Source organism: Pseudovibrio ascidiaceicola (assembly GCF_900114245.1).
GTDB lineage: Bacteria > Pseudomonadota > Alphaproteobacteria > Rhizobiales > Stappiaceae > Pseudovibrio > Pseudovibrio ascidiaceicola.
This window is the reverse complement of record NZ_FOSK01000008.1, coordinates 255624-274715: the sequence shown is the minus strand read 5'-3', so window position 1 is coordinate 274715 and position 19092 is coordinate 255624. Positions and strand designations below refer to the sequence as shown.

Sequence of the window (19092 nt, the reverse complement as noted above, 5' to 3'; positions counted from 1 at the left end):
CAAATCACGCAGCAAGCTCAAGACATTTACTGACAGAACTCTCGTTTGTTTTATAGGTACGAAAGCCTATCGCCTCATAATACCCCAGCCCTTCAGGGTTAGAGGCACCAATCGTTGCATCAATCTTCTCAAGCCCGGCTTTTCTGGCCGCCTCAAGCGTCGCAGCAAACAAGGCCCGCCCCACACCGCGGCGTCCTGCACTTGGCTGCACATGGGTGCCGATGATACCCCAGCCCGGCGTCACACCGTAGGCATTGTCCTGCGAGGCCCGCTTCAGGATCTGCAATCCAAGCAGCGCCCCATCCACATCCTCAACCACAGAACAGCGGATATTATCAGCATGCGCAATGTAGTGAGCGCGCACATACGCTTCATCACTCGGCAAACTCCGCTTTCCCAGCGTAGCAAGCTCCTGCAAAAAACCGCTGATCTCCTGCGCATCGGCCAGAACCGCCTCTCTGACTTTCATGAAAAACCTCAAAACTTGTAGCTGACCTGCACACCATGATCTTACCAATCAAGACAGGCGAGAAAAGATTAATACATCAATGTAAGTAGAAACAGAGCCTATCACAATCTCCAAAAACACCAGCCTCCACACATAACAATTCTCTAGTTTTCACAGATGTTTATACGAAGTGCATTAGAAACCACTTAAATCCCAACACACCTACAAAACGTATTCTTCATCCTAAAGAAAATCAAAAACCACAAGACCCTTCACGTTAACGGAACAGGACTACTCTTTGCGCGGCTTTAAGCCTGAAAAAGTAACAAGTGGTGGCACCCCCATGAAAAAACTTCTCTGTGCAGCAGCAAGTCTTGGCGCAATCGCATATCTCAGCAGCATGGCGCTGGCAGACGACCACAGTCTGGGCACCGACAACGAGACTGTCACATTCTCCGACCTGACATTGGCAGATGGAACGCCAGACGACGGCACCTGCGCAAAACGCTACGGGACAGGCTACAAAACCGCAGACCATCCCGACACATCCTCAAAAGAGGCTCAGAAAACGACATCAGAAGGCCACGATATCATCATCTCCTCCACTGGAGGCACCATTGGTGACGGCATCTTGTCCATTGAAAATGAGTACGAAATCATTTTCCCCAATGACGAGCACAAAGAAACCATTGATGTGAAAATGTTCGCAACCGGCCTGATCGGCAGCGGCACAGCCTCCGGCGTGTTCTCAGATGGCACTTGTCGTGGCAAGGTCACCATCCAATCTGCCCAGCAGTAGGAACTCCAACCCAATGAAAACGGCCCTTTGCACAGCAGTATCTCTAACCGCTCTGGCGCTCACAAGCATCAGTGTGGACGCGATGAGCCTGCGACTAGGGCACGGCGATAAATCCACCACCTTCTCCGACTTGTCACTGGTTAACGGAAGCCCTGACAATGGCATCTGCGCAAGAAGATATGCCGACGACTTCACCGTCAAGAAACATCCCAACTCCCTGGCAGAGCAGCGCAGTTTCACCACCTATGAAGGGCATGAGATCAAAATGCCCCATGTAAGTGGCAGCTTGGAAACGGGCCTGTACTCGGTGGAGAACGAGTACATCATCACCTTCCCTGACACCACGCAAATCAACCCTGTCAGGTTTCAGCTGATGGCAACAGGAACAATAGGTGAGACACAATCAACCGGGGTCTGCTCGGACGCAACCTATCGAGGTTTGATCGCGATGACCCTGATGAAGAAAACACAGCTACAATGATACGGGACGGATGAAACAATGAACGCATTGATCCTGACCACCTTTAGTGCTCTCTCGCTGATCATCACCAGCACCGCAGCAATGGCTATCGCAAAAGAGCTTCCTGCCAGCGACATGGCAGGCACTGAGAGTACATTGGCAAAAGCCATCACTAACTCTTCTGCAATGGCCGTCACACAACGCTTAGGCTCCGGCGATAAGATTATCACCTTCTCTGATCTTTCGATGGCTGACGGGAGTCCGGACGATGGAACCTGCATGCAGCGCTACGGCGAAAGTTTCGCAGCTCAAAGCCACCTAGTTTCAACCAGCAACATCTTCAAAAACAACACGGATATGATGCCAGACATTCTGATCTTATCAATTGGAGGCAGCGTCAACACCGGCATCTTCTCCATCGAAGACGAGTATGAGGTCATATACCCTGATGACCAAAGCAGAATGCCCGTTGATGTTGAGTTTGCCGCAACTGGTCTGGTTGGCAGTCACGAAGCGTCCGGCGTCATCTCCGACGGCACCTGCCGGGGAACCTTAAGTATCACGCTCGCAAAAGACACAGCAGCACAATGATACAACATCGCCTCATACCACCCAACGATACGGGACGGATAAAACAATGAAAACATTGCTCCTGACCACCCTCAGTGTTCTGGCGCTGGCAATCACCAGCACCGCCGCATTGGCTGTCGCACAAAGGTTGGGGCCCGGCGACAAGACAATCACCTTCTCCAATCTTTCTATGACAGATGGCAGCCCGGATGACGGAACCTGCCAAAAGCGTTACGGCGAAGGTTTTACAACAAAGAACCACCCGGATTCCACCAATGACGCCCTCAAGCGCGGCACCGACAAAGGCCACGACATTCTGGTCATCTCCATTGGTGGCAGCGTCAGTGAGGGCATTTTCTCAATCGAGAATGAGTACGAGATTATCTTCCCGGGAGACGAAAGCAAAACACCCATTGATGTGGAACTTGCCGCAACAGGCCTGGTCGGAACAATGGAAGCCTCCGGCGTCTTCTCCGACGGCACCTGCCGCGGAACGCTCCATATCAAGGTAGAAGATCAATGAGATTGCCCAGTGCCTTAACATCTCAATCATGCACAATGGATCGGTGCTTAAGGCCCACTCTCGCCATCACCCTGAGTGTTCTGGCTCTCGCTATAGCCAGCACTTCTGCTATGGCAATTATTGAGAAGTTGCATTTCGGTGATCACATAATCACCTTTTCCAATCTCTCTCTCATTGATGCCAGAACACAAAAAACTGATCTTTGCCAAAAACGATATGGCACCAGTTTCACGACAACCAATGCCCCTGACACCACCGACCTTTCAGTCAAACGCACAACGGAAAAGGGGCATGATATTACGGTGATCTCGCGAAATGTTGACGTGACCAATGGCATCTTCTCAATCGAAAGCCAATATGAGGTCATCTTCCCTGATGATGCGAGCAAGACACCAGTTAATCTGAATGTATCCATCACTGGATTAATTGGAGATTCAGATGCCTCAGGCCTGTTTTCGGATGGCACGTGCAGAGGATCCATTTACGTCCAGAACAAGCAGACCAACTAGAGCATATCTTTCAGCTTGTCTCTGAAACACAACTTAAAGCATCACTTTAAGCGTAACGCAAAATGACTCTGAGTTTTCAAAGAGGTATACCCGCTTACTGAATCACTTTGAAAAGCACTTAAACTGAGTATCCTGCCGTTTCCAGAATGATCCTTGCCGCTTTCCCAGCCTGACTTTCCCCTTCAGGCAAACGCATTTTTTCGTCAATTCGAGAGAACGCATCCAGCTGTGCTTGGCGCTCAGGACTGTCGCAAAGCAGCGCGAGCACGGCCTGACTGAGGGCCTCAGGATGCGCTTCGTCTTCGATATATTCTTTGATGCTGTGATCCCCAAGCACCAGATTAGGCAGCACGATGGTGTCCACCGCAACAATCTTGATGAACCGGTTGACCTGCTTCAAACGGCGGAAGAACCAATCCAGCTTGTAAGCAATGACCATAGGCACACCAGCAATCGCAAGTTCCAAGGAGACAGTACCACTGGCCGCCAGCGCTGCATTCGCCTGTCGCAGAGCCGCAAACTTTTCCGCTTCACCTGTCACAATACGTGGCCGCACTTTCCAGGTAGCCACACCGTCGCGAATACGCTGCTCCTGATGCGGCACAGCAGGAATGATCACATCTACATCCGGGTCTTGCGCGCAAATCAAGGCAACTGCTTCACCAAACGGCTCCAGCAACCGCGAAACCTCACTGGTTCGGGAACCCGGAAGCACCACCAGTTGCTTTCTGCCTGTGCCAAGTTCTGCCCGCTCCCCCGGTGCAGGACGCAAATCCGCAAGCCGCTCAATCAACGGATGCCCCACATAGTCACAAGGGGGACCGCCGAGGCGTTTGTGAGCCTCAGGCTCAAACGGCAACAAAGCAAGCAATTGATCCACATAAGCGGCCATCTTCTTCGCCCGCCCCGGACGCCACGCCCAAACAGATGGGCTCACATAGTCCACCACCCGTATATGAGGCGCTTTCTTGCGTACGCGCTTTGCCACGTTGTGAGTGAAATCAGGAGAGTCGATGATCAACAGTAAATCGGGTTGCTCAGCAATAACCGCGTCAACAGTTTGATGCACACGGCGAATAATAGTCGGCAAACGTTCCAACACCGCAGTAATGCCCATCACGGCAATATCATGCAGCGGAAAGATCGACTGCACGCCTTGAGCCGCCATACGCTCACCGCCCAGACCACAGACCTGAAGACGATCACCAATTGAGGCACGCAGGGCTTTTATAACCTCTGCACCGAGCTGATCACCGGACTCTTCGCCAACAACAAAGAAAATCTTGAAGGGTTTGACAGCTTCCAACTCGCTCATATCTCAGCGCTCACCAGCTTCAAAGTCTTCATCACGTGTGCACCCATAAAGAAAAACACCAAGTTCATTGCAAAGCCGCTCAACCTCATCGCGATGAGCAACCAAAACACGCCCCGTCTCAACACACACACCTTTTAACTGCGCGTCAGAAGCTTTCTGTATAGTTTCCGGCCCGACAGTCGGCATATCAAGACGAAGGTCCTGTTGCGGCTTAGAACACTTTACAAGCACACCTGCAGCCCCTTTAGACCGGACCCGGCCATTGGCACGCAAGCCGGCTACACGCTCAAGCATGGCATCCGTGCCTTCTGCACCTTCAACAGCCACAACGCGCGCTCCAATGGCAACAGCACCCTGCCCGATATCCAGTCGCCCCAAGGCATCAACCGCCTCAATGGCAAGCTTCATATCACTCAGAGCCTTGGCATCCGGCTTCGGCCCCGCCACATGTCCCGGGCTGGCAACCAACCCCGGAGCAACTTCATGAGCACCAACCACGCGCAATCCCTCTCGTTCAAATAGTCCGGCCACTTTCACCAGCAAATGATCATCACCGCCAACAACGGCCTTGATGATACGCGGCAACCGCCAAATCGTTCCAAAATCGCCAAGGATCGATGTAAAATCAGGCCGCTTCTGAACAGCACCGATCAACACCACATCCTGAACGCCCTTGGATTTCAGCGTTGAGAACAGTTTGCCAATCTGCCCCCAGCCAAGCTCTACCGGATTAAACGCAGAAAGGGAGGCATCTGCCTCCCCCTTGATTGCGATAGTCACCACATCGCGTCCTTGTGCCATAGCGGACCGAATGACCAGACCAGGCAGATCACCGCCACCAGCAATCACAGCAATAGGTGCCTGTTTCACCATGAATTCAAAACAGACCCTTATTCGCCGTTGTTGCGCGGTGTACAGAACCGGCGTTTTTCATCTTCCAGCATGAAGGACGTCATCGTCTGCACACCTTCAAACTCAGCATACTTGGTCCGCGCAGCCTCCGCACGGGCACGCAACGTGCCATCTTCACTGTTGAAGACTTCCTTATACGCACCGCGCAGGGCGTGGATTTCTTCGCGAGAGAAATTGCGGCGCTTCAAACCAATCAGGTTCAGACCAGCCAAACGCGCACGATCACCAATCACAGATCCATAAGGGATCACATCAAACTCAACCCCGGTCAGGCCGCCAACAATGGAATGAGCACCCACACGGCACCATTGACGCACAGCAGACAGACCGCCGAAGATCACATGGTCTTCAACTTCAACATGTCCAGCCAGCGTCGCATTGTTTGCCAGAATGACATGATTACCCACCAGACAATCATGCCCAACATGGGTTCCCATCATGAACAGGCCACCATTACCAACACGCGTCACACCACCACCACCGGCAGTACCCGGGTTCATGGTTGAGTGCTCGCGGATCTGGTTGTCTTCGCCGATTTCCAGAAGCGTATCTTCGCCGGAAAACTTCAGATCCTGCGGCTGATGCCCCAAGCTGGCAAACGGGTAGACCTTCGACCGGGCGCCGATCGTTGTCCGTCCAGCGATCACCACATGGGAAACAAGCTCTACATCATCGCCAAGTGTGACCTTGGGACCCACCATGCAGTAAGGACCGATCTTGACATTTTCTCCAAGTACGGCCCCATCCTCGATAATCGCGGTGGGATGAATCTGTTGCATCAGTGACCTCAATTCGCCTCGTCAGAATCGACAAGCATTGCGCTGATTTCCGCTTCAGCAACCTTCTGCCCGCCTACCATCGCAACACCTTCAAACTTCCAGATGGTGGCGCGATTACGGACTTTTTTCACATGAAAGTGAACTTGATCACCAGGAACCACAGGCTTGCGGAACTTACACTTATCAATGGTCATGAAGTAAACCAGAGAAGGCACGTCTTTCTTTTCACGTCCATGGACGCAAAGAGCACCAGCGGTCTGCGCCATCGCCTCAATAAGCAACACACCTGGCATTACAGGCTGGCTTGGAAAATGCCCCTGAAAATGTGGCTCATTGATGGTTACATTCTTAATACCAACACCTGAGTTGTCGCCGTCCATATCAACGATACGGTCAATCATCAAAAACGGATAACGATGGGGCAGAAGCTCCATAACCCGCATGATATCAGCGCTTTCAAGTGTTCTGGTCTCTACATCACTCATAATAATGCCTCAGCAATATCGGTTTGACTGGTAAACGTCTCACTTAGAGATCTTGAGGACACGCCCTCCTCTTTCACCAGCCAATCTAGTTAACTATCGGGATCAGATCCCGGGTCTAATCTGTTATTTCTTGCCGCCTTGAGCGGTCAGGCGACGAAGCGCCGTCATTTCCTTAAACCACTCACGGATCGGCCGCGCTGGCACACCACCATAACGCCCACCTGGCGCCAGATCGTCGTGCACAGCACTCACACCGGCAACTTGCGCACCCATTCCAATGCGAACATGACCGGAAACACCCGCCTGTCCGCCAAGAACCACATAATCCTCAAGAGTAGAACTTCCAGAAATCCCCACCTGAGAAACAATGACGCAATGCTTGCCGATATTAACGTTGTGACCAACCTGAACCTGATTATCAATCTTGGTCCCATCGCCCACAGTCGTATCACGGTTTGCACCGCGGTCTATACAGGAGCCAGCGCCAATTTCAACATCATTCCCTAGCACAACTCGGCCCATCTGGGGAACCTTGATGTGACCGCCTGGCCCCATCGCAAACCCGAAGCCATCCTGCCCTATGCTAACACTTGGGTGAATAATGACACGATCACCAAGCACAGCGTGCTGCAAACTGGAATTTGCTCCGATAGAGCAGTCATCACCCAGCTGACAATTGGCAGCAATCACAGCATTAGGACCAACACGAGATCCAGCTCCGATCACCACATGCGCGCCAATGACGGCTCCAGTTTCAACAACGACACCCTCACCCAGCTGCGCACTCTCTTCCACATAAGCACGCGGACTGATCGCGGTTTCACCAGTTACGGGAAGTGGCCGCATTGCGGTCGGATAAAGCTCAGCCAGAACTTTCGCCAGCGAGCGGTACGGCTCTTTGGCAAGCAAAGGCACGACACCGTCAGGCACCTTGTCGACATGCTTTTTACTCACGAGACAAGCTGTTGCCTTCGTGTTCTCAAGCTGATCCAGATATTTCGGATTATCGATGAACACAAGCGTTCCGGGAACGCCTTCATCCAGTGGAGCAACACCAGTAATGGCAAGCTCACTGTCACCACGAACAATCTCCGCCCCAGCCCATTCAGCAACTTGTTTCACTGTTATTGATCGAGCTTCAGGGAAGAAAACCGGGCTAACTTCAGATTGATTTGATGGTTCTGTCATAGGATCCTACAAAAAAACGGCCGCCGAGGGTATCGGCGACCGATTATAATCAAATTTTCGCTAGATCAGAAGCGTGTACCACCACTGAGCTTGAATACCTGCGTTTCATCAACATCGTTTTTAAGCACAGGCCAAGCAAAGTCAGCACGCAGCGGCCCAAACGGCGACTGCCACAACACACCGACACCAACAGAGGCACGAAGATCGAAGTCTTCAGATTGGATACCGCTTCCGATAACAGAAGACAATTCGCTATCCACACCCCACAAAGAACCTGCATCAGCGAAGACTGCGCCCGACAAACCAAGTTCTTCAGGGAAGACAGGGAATGGGAACTGGCCCTCAACGGTACCTGCAACGTAGTATTTACCACCCAAAGCATCGCCGCCGTTTTCATCACGAGGGCCATAACCATTGGTCGCAAAACCACGAATTCTGTCAGGTGAACCCTGGAACTGATCAGTCACACGCAGACGGTTACCGATGGATTCGATGTAACCAGCAGAACCCTTCACGAAGCCAACAAGACCCCACTCAGCGTAGAGCTCTTCGAATGCACTACCCTTAACCTGACCACGAACATACTGAGACTCTCCACCGAGACCAGCAATTTCCTGCTCATAGGAAGCAACATAGCCGTCACGCGGGTTCAGATTGTTGTCAAGAGTGTTGTAGACCAGAGAGAAACCTGCAAGCGAAGTCGTGTACTGCCCAAGAGAGTCACAAACACCAAGTGAAACACCAGGTTCACAATCGCTAATACCGGTTGAGTCACTACGTGTCAGATCACGTTGGTAAAGCTTGTAGAACAGATTGAGCGTCAGCTCGTCTTCGCGAAGCGGAAGACCGAAGTTAACTGCTCCACCAGTTGTCTGCTCTTCGTAAGCACGCGAGCTGTTCTGATCATACACACGGCGGTACACATCCAGACCTGCAGAGATACGGCGACCCATGAAGAATGGCTCAACGAATTTGAACTCATACTTCTGATTGTCGGTACCACCACCAACAGCGGCTTTAACGTACTGGCCACGACCAAGGAAGTTGCGCTCGGTGATGGAGATATCACCAATCACACCGTCAGAGGTGGAGTAACCCACACCGAATGAAACTTCACCAGTTGGCTGTTCTTCAACATCCACGTTGATGATCACTCGGTCAGGAGCACTACCCTGCTGACGCGTAATGCGCACATTCTGGAAGTAACGCGTATTGCGCAGACGACGCTCAGCCTTATCCAGAAGGATACGGTTGTAAGCGTCACCTTCAGCGAGATCGAATTCACGGCGGATCACATACTCACGTGTACGGTCGTTACCACGAACGTTAATACGCTCAACATAAACGCGAGGACCTTCTTCGATCAGGTAAGTAATCGAGACTGTCTTGTTCTCATAATCACGCTCACCACGAGGGCGAACCTGAGCAAACGCATAACCTGCCTTGGAAACTTCCAGAGTCAGAGCTTCAAGCGTCTTTTCAACTTCCAAAGAGTTGTAGGTATCACCAGGCTGAGTGCGCAGATACTGACGCATCGCCTCTGGGTCAACAGCAGACAAAGACGTATCAATTTCGATATCGCCGAACTCGTACTGCTCGCCTTCATCAACAGTGAAAGTCACGTAGAAGATGTTTTGCTCACGATCCAGATCTGCAACAGCAGAAACAACGCGGAAGTCAGCGTAACCCTTCTGGTAGTAGAACTGACGCAAAGATTCCTCGTCTACATCAAGACGATCAGGATCATAAACATCGGTCGTACGCAGCCAGCCAAGGAAGCCACTTTCGCGGGTCTGAATCTGCTCTCGCAAATAACCGTCGGAGAATGCCTGGTTACCGATGAAGGAAATACGGGCCACACCCGTTTTATCACCTTCTTCGATTTCAAAAACCAGATCCACACGATTATTAGCGCGCTCAATGATCTTCGGCTCAACAGACGCACGATAGCGACCGGAGCGACGATAAGCTTCCAGAAGGTTCTGAGCATCAGACTGAACACGTGCACGTGTCAGCATGGATCGCTCAGAGGAACGAACAACTGATTGCAGAGCTTCGTCTGTCAGTCGTTTATTACCCTCAAAGGAGATTTTGCCGATAACTGGATTTTCTTTAACGTCAACAACAAGAGTACCACCGCGCTGCTCGATGGAAACATCAGCAAACAGACCGGTCGCATAAAGCGTGGTCAAGCTCTCGTCGATATCAATTGCAGAAAACGATTTTCCTGGACGGATAGTCAGGTAGTTGCGAACTGTTTCGTCTTCGATGCGTGTTGCACCGTTAACGACAATCTTGTTAACCACCGCGGCCTCGGCAACCCCTGCTCCGATGAACGGAACCCCAACCGGAGCAACTGTACTAGTAGCTGCAACGGCCATTGCCAAAAGCGACACACGTGACAGGTTCTTAAATGACTGCATAGAACTGCTATGCCTTTTATTTTCAGCCTAAAGTTGCATTAGTCCCCTGATCCTCAGATCACTAATGCGCCTCAGGGTAATGGATAGAATCTGAAACACCTAGGAACTTTGTACAAGGTTTTCAGAGTAAAGCAAGGCGACACAACTGGATTTAATGCAATTTGCCCAATCCTTTGCCCAACCTTCGGTTACGCAACTTACCTAAGAGCCGATTATCGACCGCAGATCATTCCAGGTCGCAAAAACCATCAGAAGCAAAACCAGAGTGATTCCTATCCGGAACCCGAAATCCTGCAGTTTTTCACTCAACGGCTTACCCCTTACGATCTCGATGATGTAGTACAGCAAATGCCCGCCATCCAGCATGGGAACAGGCATAAGGTTGAGTAAACCAATAGAAATTGACAAAACTGCGGTAAGGTTAATTAGCGGTAAAATACCATGGGTCGCAACTTGCCCGGAAATTTGCGCTACGCGAATCGGACCACCTAGTTGGTCCGGATCTTCTTTACCGAGGAAAAGACCGCCAATATAACCTAATGTCCTATCAAGAATGTACCATGTCTCTTTTACCCCTTCACCCACGGCTTCCAGTGGGCCAAAACGCTTGACTATGACATCTTCTTGGGAAGTATTTCGCTGAATTCCGAGAATTCCAACCTTCTGCGTATTGCCAAAACCGTCACTGATTTCCTGTAGTTCTGGCGTTGCAGTAAGGCGCTCGACCGCATCCCCGCGTTCCACATCGATCTGCATGGGAACGCCCGCACTCGCCGTCACGACCCGCTGCACATCATTGAAACTTTCTACAGGATTGCCATCAATTGAGAGGATCAAATCTCCCGGCAAGATGCCGGCCATTTCTGCTGCACTACCAGGTCGAACCTGATCCACACGCGGCAATGTTTCGAATTTTCCTAAAAATCCAAACATTCCTGCAAAGATAAGAATAGCGAGGATAAAATTAGCAATAGGCCCTGCGGCCACAATTGCGGAGCGCTGCCACGGGTTCTTCGCAAAGAACGCAGTCCGGCGCATCTCCTCATCCATTTTGGCTTGCTCGTCACGGTCCGGCACGCTTGCAGCATTCTCATCCCCTGAGAACTTCACATAACCACCCAGCGGAATGGCACAGACCTTCCAGCGCGTCCCATGCTTGTCATTGCGACCCAACAGCTCCGGCCCAAATCCGACCGAGAATGCAAGAACCTTCACCCCGCACCAACGCGCGACGAGGAAATGTCCTAGCTCATGGAAGAAAACCACCACAGTAAGCACAGCCAAGAAGGGAATGATGACTCCGAGCGAACCACCAAGAACTGAACTCAGAACGTCCATGCGAACAGCCTTACCTTATTTTTAAAGGAAGCGCCGGATTAGGCGGCCATCTTCCCAATAACTTCGTTTGCAACTCGACGCGCTACCTGATCCAACTGAAGAATCTCCTCCAGCTGATCTGAGCAATCTAGCATATTTTGCGTATGAAGCCGATTCAGAACATCCTCAAGAAGCTCTGGGATCTGGAGGAAACCGATCTTCCGTCCAAGGAAGGCTTCCACCGCCACTTCGTCAGCTGCGTTAAAAATCGTCCCTGCTCCATCGCCAAGCTCCATCACTTTACGTGCAAGTGACAGCGCAGGAAAACGCTCAAAATCGGGCTTTTCAAAGTCCAGACGCCCAATCATCCCCAGATCGAGATCCGCAATCGGAGCTGTCTTTCGGGTTGGGTAAGCCAGGCAATGAGCAATTGGCCCGCACATATCTGGAACAGCCATATGGGCCAATAATGACCCATCACAATATCTAACCATACCATGGACAATTGATTGTGGATGGACAACCACATCCAGCTGATCAGCGGTAATAGGGAACAGATGATAGGCCTCAATCAGCTCAAGACCTTTGTTCACCATCGAAGCACTATCGATAGTAATCCGCTGCCCCATGGACCAGTTCGGATGCTTCAGCGCCACCTCAGGCGTCGCAACACGCATCTCTTCCAGTGTAGAAGTTCGGAACGGCCCACCGGAAGCTGTGACAATCACTTTGTCGACAGCTTTGGGATCATCCTGCTCAAACACCTGAAAAATCGCATTATGCTCTGAATCCATCGGCAGCAGTTTGGAGCCATGCTTTTCAGCCAGCTCACACACAATCGTGCCCGCACAGACCATGGTTTCTTTATTGGCAAGGGCGATATTGCTACCGGCCTTGATCCCCTCAATGGTCGGCTCCAGCCCTGCGGCTCCGACCATGGCAGAAACCAGCACATCCACCTTCTGGCTGGCCACTTCCAGAACAGCCTCACGACCTGCAGAAACCTCTACGCCTGTGCCAGCGAGCGCTGTTTTAAGATCTTCGTATTTAGAAGCATCACCAATGACAGCGCGCTTTGCCCCGGTCTCTCTGCACGCCTTTGCAAGTGCATCAACATTACGGCCTGCAACAAGTGCATTGACGTCATAACGTTCAGGGCTGTGCGCAATAACTTTGAGCGTACTGGCTCCAACCGATCCGGTTGCTCCCAACACCGTGAGAGATTTTGTCATATCAACAACCCTTGCAAATCAACAGAACCGTGGCGAAGCACGAAAATCAGCAGCTTCAGGATGCAAACAGCATCAACCCTGCATTTGGATCAAACAGCTGACCGCCAAACACTACACCAACCACATAGGCAAACACAGCGGCGGCGACAAGGCCATCAACGCGATCAAGCAACCCACCATGCCCGGGAATGAGGCGACTAGAGTCTTTCACCTTAAAGCGGCGCTTCATGGAGCTTTCAAACAAATCTCCAAGCTGAGAGACTGCAGAAAGAACAACAGCAAGCCCAAACGCCCAGACCAACTGAGAGCCGCCGGCAACAGCAACAAAGCCCATTCCTAAAAGCGAAGAAAAGACCACGCCGCCAATAGCACCGCTCCAGGTCTTATTTGGAGAAACGGCAGGCCAAAGCTTAGGTCCGCCAAAGCTGCGACCACACACATAGGCCGCAATATCGGTCCCCCAGACCACAAGGAAGAGATAGATGATAAAGAACAGCCCTTCATCCCCTTCCCGCAGCGCGAGCAATGAAACAAATGTCAGGCCAGCGTAAACGTAACCCTCACTCACCCAGCGCGCCGTCCGGTCAAAGCCACCAGCACCGTAAAGTACCGCAGCACCAGCAATCAGTGCTCCGGCAATCCAGAGCGGCTGCGCTTGAAAGTAACTAAAGCCAATGAAGAGAAGAAACACATAGCCCAGCAGCACAACAGGTCGCTGAGCGTTTTGCAAAATGATCTTGTACCATTCCCAGTAAACAATCAGCATGCCAACAAGCACGAGGCCAGCAAACCAGAAACCACCTGCCCATGTCAGCGCTAGCGCGACAGGAGCAAGAATAACTGCAGAAAGAGCGCGTACCAGCAAATCAGGATTTGCATTAAGTACGCGCCGGATAATTCCTCCGGAAGCGCCTTCAGAATTGTTCTGATTGTTTTTGTCAGGCATTACGTCCCAGTCGCGTCAGAGCTCAAACCCCCATACCGCCGGTCACGGTTAGAGAACGCCAGCAAAGCATCATCAAAAGCATCTGAGTTAAACTCAGGCCAGGGCGTAGGAGCAAAATAAAATTCGGCATAAGCAGCCTGCCACAACAGGAAGTTGGAAAGTCGCTGCTCTCCCCCTGTGCGGACTATGAGGTCTGGATCCGGAATATCACGGGTATCCAGACAAGTGCTGACATCATCCTCCCCAATGTCAGCAGCTCTCAACTCACCAGCTTCCACGCGCTGCGCCAGTTGCCGTGCAGCTCGGACGAATTCGTCCCGCGCTCCGTAGTTAAAAGCAATAACCAGCACCAACCCTGTACAATGAGCAGTCTCTCGTTCCGCATCATTAAGCAGGGCCAGCATGGATTTATCGAGATTTTCCTTGGACCCGATGACACGAACTCTCACGTTAGTCTTGGTGAGTTCCTTAATGTCATCGCGCACAAACCGGCGCAGCAGTGCCAACAGGAACGAGACTTCCTGTTGCGGGCGCGCCCAGTTTTCAGAAGAAAAACTAAAAAGCGTCAGGTAGGAGATTCCGCGCTTTTGTGCGTGTTTAACGGCTTCGCGCAGTGTTTTCACACCGCGCCGATGCCCTTCGGTACGCGGAAGGCCTCGGCGAGTTGCCCAACGGCCATTACCATCCATAATGATGGCGACGTGACGAGGCACACTCAAAAGTCCGATGTCGGAATTTGCATCAACTGCCTCAAATTCAACGCTCGCCGCCATATAGCCCCCGCATGCAAACAGGATTAAACCTGCTTGATTTCCTGTTCTTTTTTGGCAAGTACAGAATCAACTTCACCAATAATGTCGTCAGTCATCTTCTGAACCATGTCAGAAGCTGAACGCGCATCATCTTCCCCCATCTCACCAGCTTTTTCGAGCTTTTTGATGGTTTCCATGCCATCGCGGCGAACATGACGTGCAGCGATCTTCGCCTGCTCGGCAAATTTATGCGCAACTTTGACAAGTTCTTGACGACGCTCTTCATTGAGCTCAGGAATTGGCAAACGCAGCACCATTCCGTCTACAACCGGGTTCAGACCAAGGCTGGATTCACGGATAGCTTTTTCAGTGGCCTGCATCATCGAACGATCCCAGACCTGAACAGAAATCATGCGCGGCTCTGGAACACTGACTGTCGCGACCTGGTTGATCGGCATTGGAGCGCCATAAGCCTCCACAGTGATTGTGTCCAGCATACTTGCAGAAGCACGACCAGTACGAAGACCAGCAAATTCATGCTTCAAAGCTGTGATCGCACCATTCATGCGGCGGTCAAGATCGTCATAGTCCAGCTCTGACATAATTTCCTCTTTCACCTATCATTTTAACGGACCGGCATTCCAAAACGAAAAAACCGGCCCGGGTCAAAATCCGACAGTTAAGACACCAGCTGATGCCTGTTAGTCTTCAATGACCGTAAACAGCCCTTGCCCGCGCAGCACATTAACAAGCGCGCTGGAGGTCTTGATGGAAAAGACAACTACAGGAATAGAGTTGTCTCGGGCAAGTGCAATCGCGGTCGCATCCATGACTTTAAGGTTCTTTTCAAGAACTTCCCCCGGTGTAAGCGTGTCAAAACGCTTTGCATCAGGCTTAAGCTTTGGATCAGCGTCATAAACGCCATCAACACTGGTACCCTTGAGGAACACATCACACTGCATCTCTGCTGCGCGCAGCGCCGCACCAGAATCAGTGGTGAAGAACGGATTGCCCGTACCACCGGCAAATAGAATAACGTCCCCGTCTTCCATGTAACGCTCTGCGCCGCGCTGAGTAAAGCTCTCACAAATCGACGGCACCGGAACGGCGGAAAGCACACGCGCCTGAATACCGCGCTGACGAAGCGCATCGGCAAGCGTGAGCGAATTCATAATGGTTGCCAGCATACCCATATGGTCGCCAGTAACACGGTTTGCGCCTTTGGCTGCCAGAGCCACACCGCGGAAGATGTTACCGCCACCAACAACGATGCCGAACTGGGCACCCAGATTTACAGCCTCTGAAATTTCCGCTGCTACCCGTTCAACCACCTTTGGATCAATACCAAAGTCCTGGTCGCCCATCAGCGCTTCCCCTGAAAGTTTCAGAAGAACTCTTTTCCAGCGAACACCCTCAGACATAGTAAACCTCTTTTCATGCATCCAGATACAAAGAGGGCGTCGACTGAGTCGACGCCCTCAATAAATTAGTTACCAGCAGCAGCAGCAACTTCAGCTGCGAAGTCTGATTCTTCTTTTTCAATACCTTCACCAAGGGCGATGCGAACAAAGCCGGTGAGTTTGATTGGAGAACCGATTTCTTTAGCTGTTTCCTCAACGGCCTTCTCTACAGTCAGATCAGGGTTGATAACGAAAGACTGCTTAACTAGTGTAACTTCTTCATAGAACTTACGCAGGCGACCTTCAACCATCTTCTCGATGATGCTTTCAGGCTTACCAGACTCACGAGCCTGTTCCATGTAAACAGTGCGCTCACGCTCAACAGCGTCTGCGTCCAGCTCATCAGTGTTCAGTGCCATTGGGTTGGTCGCTGCAACGTGCATTGCAATCTGCTTACCCAAAGCTGCCAGTTTGTCTGCATCACCTGCAGATTCAAGAGCAACCAGAACACCGATTTTGCCAAGGCCGTCACCAGCAGCGTTGTGCATGTAAGAAGCAACAACACCTTCAGAAACAGACAGACCAGCAGAACGACGAAGGGTCATGTTTTCACCGATGGTGCCAACAGCTTCCTTCAGTTCGCCTTCAACGCTCTTGTCAGAACCTGGGTAAGGTGCTGCAGCAAGCTTCTCAACGTCACCATCAACAGTAAGCGCGGTTGCAGCGATATCGCGAACCAGCTTCTGGAAGTTTTCGTTACGAGCAACGAAGTCTGTTTCGGAGTTAACCTCAACAACAACAGCTTTGTTGCCATCTGCTGCAACTGCAACAAGACCTTCAGCCGCAACGCGGCCAGCCTTCTTAGCAGCCTTTGCAAGGCCTTTGGTACGCAGCCAATCAACAGCTGCTTCCATGTCGCCGCCTGTTTCTTTCAGGGCAGCTTTACAATCCATCATGCCAGCACCGCTTGTTTCGCGGAGCTCTTTTACCATAGCAGCGGTAATGCTCATCGTACGCCTCATGGACGGGAGTGTGTCATAAAAAAATCAGAGGAAGCCGACTTCCCTGCGGATTCATCCGATTTATCGCATAGCGACCGTGACCCTTCGCAGTAAAACAGACGAAAAATCACATAGAAACTGGAGGGGAAGCGCATAAATGCGCTTCCCGAGAGAAAACCTTAGCCTTCGCTCTTGTCAGCTTCAGCTGCAGGAGCAGCTTCTTCAGCAAGAACAGGCTCTTCAAGGAGTTCTTCAGATTCGCCGAGATCGATACCCATAGAACCGGATGCGCGTGCGATGCCATCAATAGCAGCGCGTGCGATCAGGTCTGTGTAAAGAGTAATTGCACGACCAGCATCATCGTTACCCGGTACAGGGTAAGTAATGCCATCTGGATCACAGTTAGAATCCAGGATCGCAGCAACCGGAATGCCCAGACGACGAGCTTCCTGAATTGCGTTAGCTTCGCGGTTGGTGTCGATAACAAAGATCAGGTCGGGAATACCGCCCATGTCTTTAATACCACCAAGGTTGCGCTCAAGCTTCTGACGCTCACGGTCAAGGAACAGACGCTCTTTTTTGGTCATGCGGTTTGCATCACCACCATCGAGCAGCTCTTCAACCTTACGCAGACGCTGGATGGACTGAGAGATCGTCTTCCAGTTGGTCAGCATGCCGCCGAGCCAACGAGCGTTTACGTAGTACTGAGCAGAGTTGCGAGCAGCTTCTGCAACAGCTTCCTGAGCCTGGCGCTTGGTACCAACCAAAAGCACGCGACCACCAGCAGCAACAGTGTCAGACACAGCTTTAAGAGCCTGGTGCAGAAGCGGAACTGTCTGACCAAGATCAAGAATGTGAATGTTGTTGCGAACACCGAAGATGTAGTTGTTCATCTTTGGGTTCCAGCGGTGCTTCTGGTGACCAAAGTGGACGCCTGCTTCAAGAAGCTGACGCATAGTAAAATCAGGCAAAGCCATGCCTTTATTCTCCTTAGTTTTCCGGTTTAATCCTCCGCAGGGCAGCACAACCGTGCAACTCTCTAACCGGATGGAGCTCGCCACAAGGACAAACCCCGCCCTGCGTGCGGGATGGGGCGCTTATAGAACCCCTTTTCAAGAAGATCAAGCACTCAAGGATTAAGATCAACACATAGGCCTCAATTAGTAAATCAGATGCCCTCCAGCCCTGTTGGCGCAACTTAAAATTTCACCATCTCAACCACAGCAACCAGCCACTAAATCAAACTGTGGGTATGCGCATTACACATTATATTTTCCAAAAAAATCATGATTAACAAATTACCAACAAAAAGACTCAATTCGGACACATTTAAAATGACACCAAACAAACTGATAATAGCAGCACTTGTGGCTTTGACATTGGGTGGCTGCGCCAAAACCGTCAAGCTCTCGGACATTGATGCAAAGACGATCTCCAAATCCTCAGTAAAGCCCGTCAAAAACCGACATGTAAGAGAAGGCCACATCAACACCCATGGCATCCAGCATGGCCTACTGGGTATTGTTGTGACCACAGCAATGAATGCAGCCTCTGGCGCCTATGGCGAGATAGCCTCCATTCCAGCCGCGAAGCACGATCCACAAACCGCCATGCGCGACCGATTGACCAAATATCTGCAGAGCACCCACAAATTCCGCTTTAATGGCACGATCAAGGGCCCATATAGCAAACCGACCATCAGCGAGGAAAAACGCGCAAAAGCTCTCACAAAGCTCGCCAGAGAAACCGGTTACTCTGGTTATTACTTGGATGTCTCAACAGTCGCCTATCAGTCAGAAATGCAGGGCGCAGGCTGGTTCGCAAATCTCGCTTACCGCTATCGCGGACGCGCACTCCTGGTTTCCGCCAAGGATGGCAAAATCCTCGCCGCCTCAACCTGCAACGTTACTGATCATGCCGATTTAACTGATCTGGCTGAGAAAGGACAAAAGAGGGTAGACCGCTTCGCGAGAAACCTTGGTTACTCCTGCGCTGAACAGGTCATACAGAAAATCTTTTAGTATCAGAGCGGC

21 protein-coding genes are annotated in these 19092 nt (G+C 51.4%); 6 read left to right on the top strand and 15 right to left on the bottom strand.

The genetic code is table 11. The features are described 5' to 3' along the window. Positions 1–4 precede the first annotated feature (4 nt). Complete coding sequence (locus tag BM231_RS16745) at positions 5–469, bottom strand: GNAT family N-acetyltransferase (protein ID WP_093521104.1); 465 nt, start codon at positions 467–469, stop codon at positions 5–7. A gap of 322 nt (positions 470–791) precedes the next feature. On the opposite strand from BM231_RS16745, the gene BM231_RS16740 reads away from it, so the two are divergent. The 5 genes from BM231_RS16740 (at position 792) to BM231_RS16720 (ending at position 3309) form a co-directional block, all read left to right on the top strand. Continuing rightward, positions 792–1247 carry a hypothetical protein gene (locus BM231_RS16740; RefSeq protein WP_093521102.1) on the top strand — a complete coding sequence of 152 codons (456 nt, stop codon included), beginning with the start codon at positions 792–794 and terminating at the stop codon, positions 1245–1247. 13 nt (positions 1248–1260) lie between these two features. Continuing rightward, positions 1261–1728 (top strand): hypothetical protein, encoded by a 468-nt coding sequence (locus BM231_RS16735; protein WP_093521100.1) that lies wholly within the window; start codon positions 1261–1263, stop codon positions 1726–1728. Between the two features lie 18 nt (positions 1729–1746). Next, a complete protein-coding gene (locus BM231_RS16730; protein WP_208860439.1) occupies positions 1747–2298 on the top strand; it encodes a hypothetical protein in 552 nt (183 codons plus the stop codon). A 46-nt stretch (positions 2299–2344) separates the two neighbouring features. Further along, positions 2345–2800: a hypothetical protein gene (locus BM231_RS16725; protein WP_093521098.1), complete on the top strand. Its 456-nt coding sequence runs from the start codon at positions 2345–2347 to the stop codon at positions 2798–2800. Between the two features lie 110 nt (positions 2801–2910). Further along, the gene (locus BM231_RS16720) at positions 2911–3309 is read left to right on the top strand and encodes a hypothetical protein (protein ID WP_208860438.1); all 399 of its coding nucleotides are present in this window, start codon (positions 2911–2913) and stop codon (positions 3307–3309) included. Positions 3310–3427: 118 nt separating this feature from the next. Here BM231_RS16720 and lpxB read toward each other — a convergent pair whose 3' ends face one another. The 14 genes from lpxB to rpsB all read right to left on the bottom strand — a co-directional run bounded on the left by lpxB (position 3428) and on the right by rpsB (position 18036). Then, positions 3428–4624 carry a lipid-A-disaccharide synthase gene (gene lpxB, locus BM231_RS16715; protein WP_093521094.1) on the bottom strand — a complete coding sequence of 399 codons (1197 nt, stop codon included), beginning with the start codon at positions 4622–4624 and terminating at the stop codon, positions 3428–3430. Positions 4625–4627: 3 nt separating this feature from the next. Then, positions 4628–5497, bottom strand: coding sequence for an LpxI family protein (locus tag BM231_RS16710; RefSeq protein ID WP_093521092.1), 870 nt, complete (start codon positions 5495–5497; stop codon positions 4628–4630). Positions 5498–5514: 17 nt separating this feature from the next. After that, positions 5515–6315, bottom strand: a complete 801-nt coding sequence (gene lpxA, locus BM231_RS16705; RefSeq protein ID WP_093521090.1) for an acyl-ACP--UDP-N-acetylglucosamine O-acyltransferase — start codon at positions 6313–6315, stop codon at positions 5515–5517. A gap of 8 nt (positions 6316–6323) precedes the next feature. Then, entirely contained in the window at positions 6324–6800 is a 477-nt protein-coding gene (gene fabZ / locus BM231_RS16700; protein ID WP_093521088.1) for a 3-hydroxyacyl-ACP dehydratase FabZ, read from the bottom strand. Positions 6801–6923: 123 nt separating this feature from the next. Next, positions 6924–7988 (bottom strand): UDP-3-O-(3-hydroxymyristoyl)glucosamine N-acyltransferase, encoded by a 1065-nt coding sequence (gene lpxD, locus BM231_RS16695; RefSeq protein WP_093521086.1) that lies wholly within the window; start codon positions 7986–7988, stop codon positions 6924–6926. Between the two features lie 65 nt (positions 7989–8053). Next, positions 8054–10411 (bottom strand): outer membrane protein assembly factor BamA, encoded by a 2358-nt coding sequence (gene bamA / locus BM231_RS16690; protein ID WP_093521084.1) that lies wholly within the window; start codon positions 10409–10411, stop codon positions 8054–8056. A 201-nt stretch (positions 10412–10612) separates the two neighbouring features. Beyond that, positions 10613–11749: an RIP metalloprotease RseP gene (gene rseP / locus BM231_RS16685; RefSeq protein WP_093521082.1), complete on the bottom strand. Its 1137-nt coding sequence runs from the start codon at positions 11747–11749 to the stop codon at positions 10613–10615. A 38-nt stretch (positions 11750–11787) separates the two neighbouring features. Further along, on the bottom strand, positions 11788–12960 hold the full coding sequence (gene dxr, locus BM231_RS16680) for a 1-deoxy-D-xylulose-5-phosphate reductoisomerase (RefSeq protein WP_093521080.1): 1173 nt from the start codon (positions 12958–12960) through the stop codon (positions 11788–11790). Between the two features lie 55 nt (positions 12961–13015). Next, complete coding sequence (locus BM231_RS16675) at positions 13016–13906, bottom strand: phosphatidate cytidylyltransferase (RefSeq protein WP_093521078.1); 891 nt, start codon at positions 13904–13906, stop codon at positions 13016–13018. Further along, positions 13906–14679: an isoprenyl transferase gene (locus tag BM231_RS16670; RefSeq protein ID WP_093521076.1), complete on the bottom strand. Its 774-nt coding sequence runs from the start codon at positions 14677–14679 to the stop codon at positions 13906–13908. Before BM231_RS16670 ends, BM231_RS16675 begins: the two co-directional genes overlap by 1 nt. A gap of 23 nt (positions 14680–14702) precedes the next feature. Next, on the bottom strand, positions 14703–15260 hold the full coding sequence (frr, locus tag BM231_RS16665) for a ribosome recycling factor (RefSeq protein ID WP_063299532.1): 558 nt from the start codon (positions 15258–15260) through the stop codon (positions 14703–14705). A 99-nt stretch (positions 15261–15359) separates the two neighbouring features. Further along, positions 15360–16079, bottom strand: a complete 720-nt coding sequence (gene pyrH, locus BM231_RS16660; RefSeq protein WP_057465535.1) for a UMP kinase — start codon at positions 16077–16079, stop codon at positions 15360–15362. Between the two features lie 65 nt (positions 16080–16144). Beyond that, the gene (tsf, locus tag BM231_RS16655) at positions 16145–17068 is read right to left on the bottom strand and encodes a translation elongation factor Ts (RefSeq protein ID WP_063289013.1); all 924 of its coding nucleotides are present in this window, start codon (positions 17066–17068) and stop codon (positions 16145–16147) included. Between the two features lie 170 nt (positions 17069–17238). Further along, positions 17239–18036, bottom strand: a complete 798-nt coding sequence (gene rpsB / locus BM231_RS16650) for a 30S ribosomal protein S2 (RefSeq protein ID WP_057465538.1) — start codon at positions 18034–18036, stop codon at positions 17239–17241. A gap of 357 nt (positions 18037–18393) precedes the next feature. Here rpsB and BM231_RS16645 point away from each other — a divergent pair, with 357 nt between their 5' ends. Beyond that, positions 18394–19080, top strand: a complete 687-nt coding sequence (locus BM231_RS16645) for a hypothetical protein (protein WP_093521074.1) — start codon at positions 18394–18396, stop codon at positions 19078–19080. Positions 19081–19092: the final 12 nt, after the last annotated feature.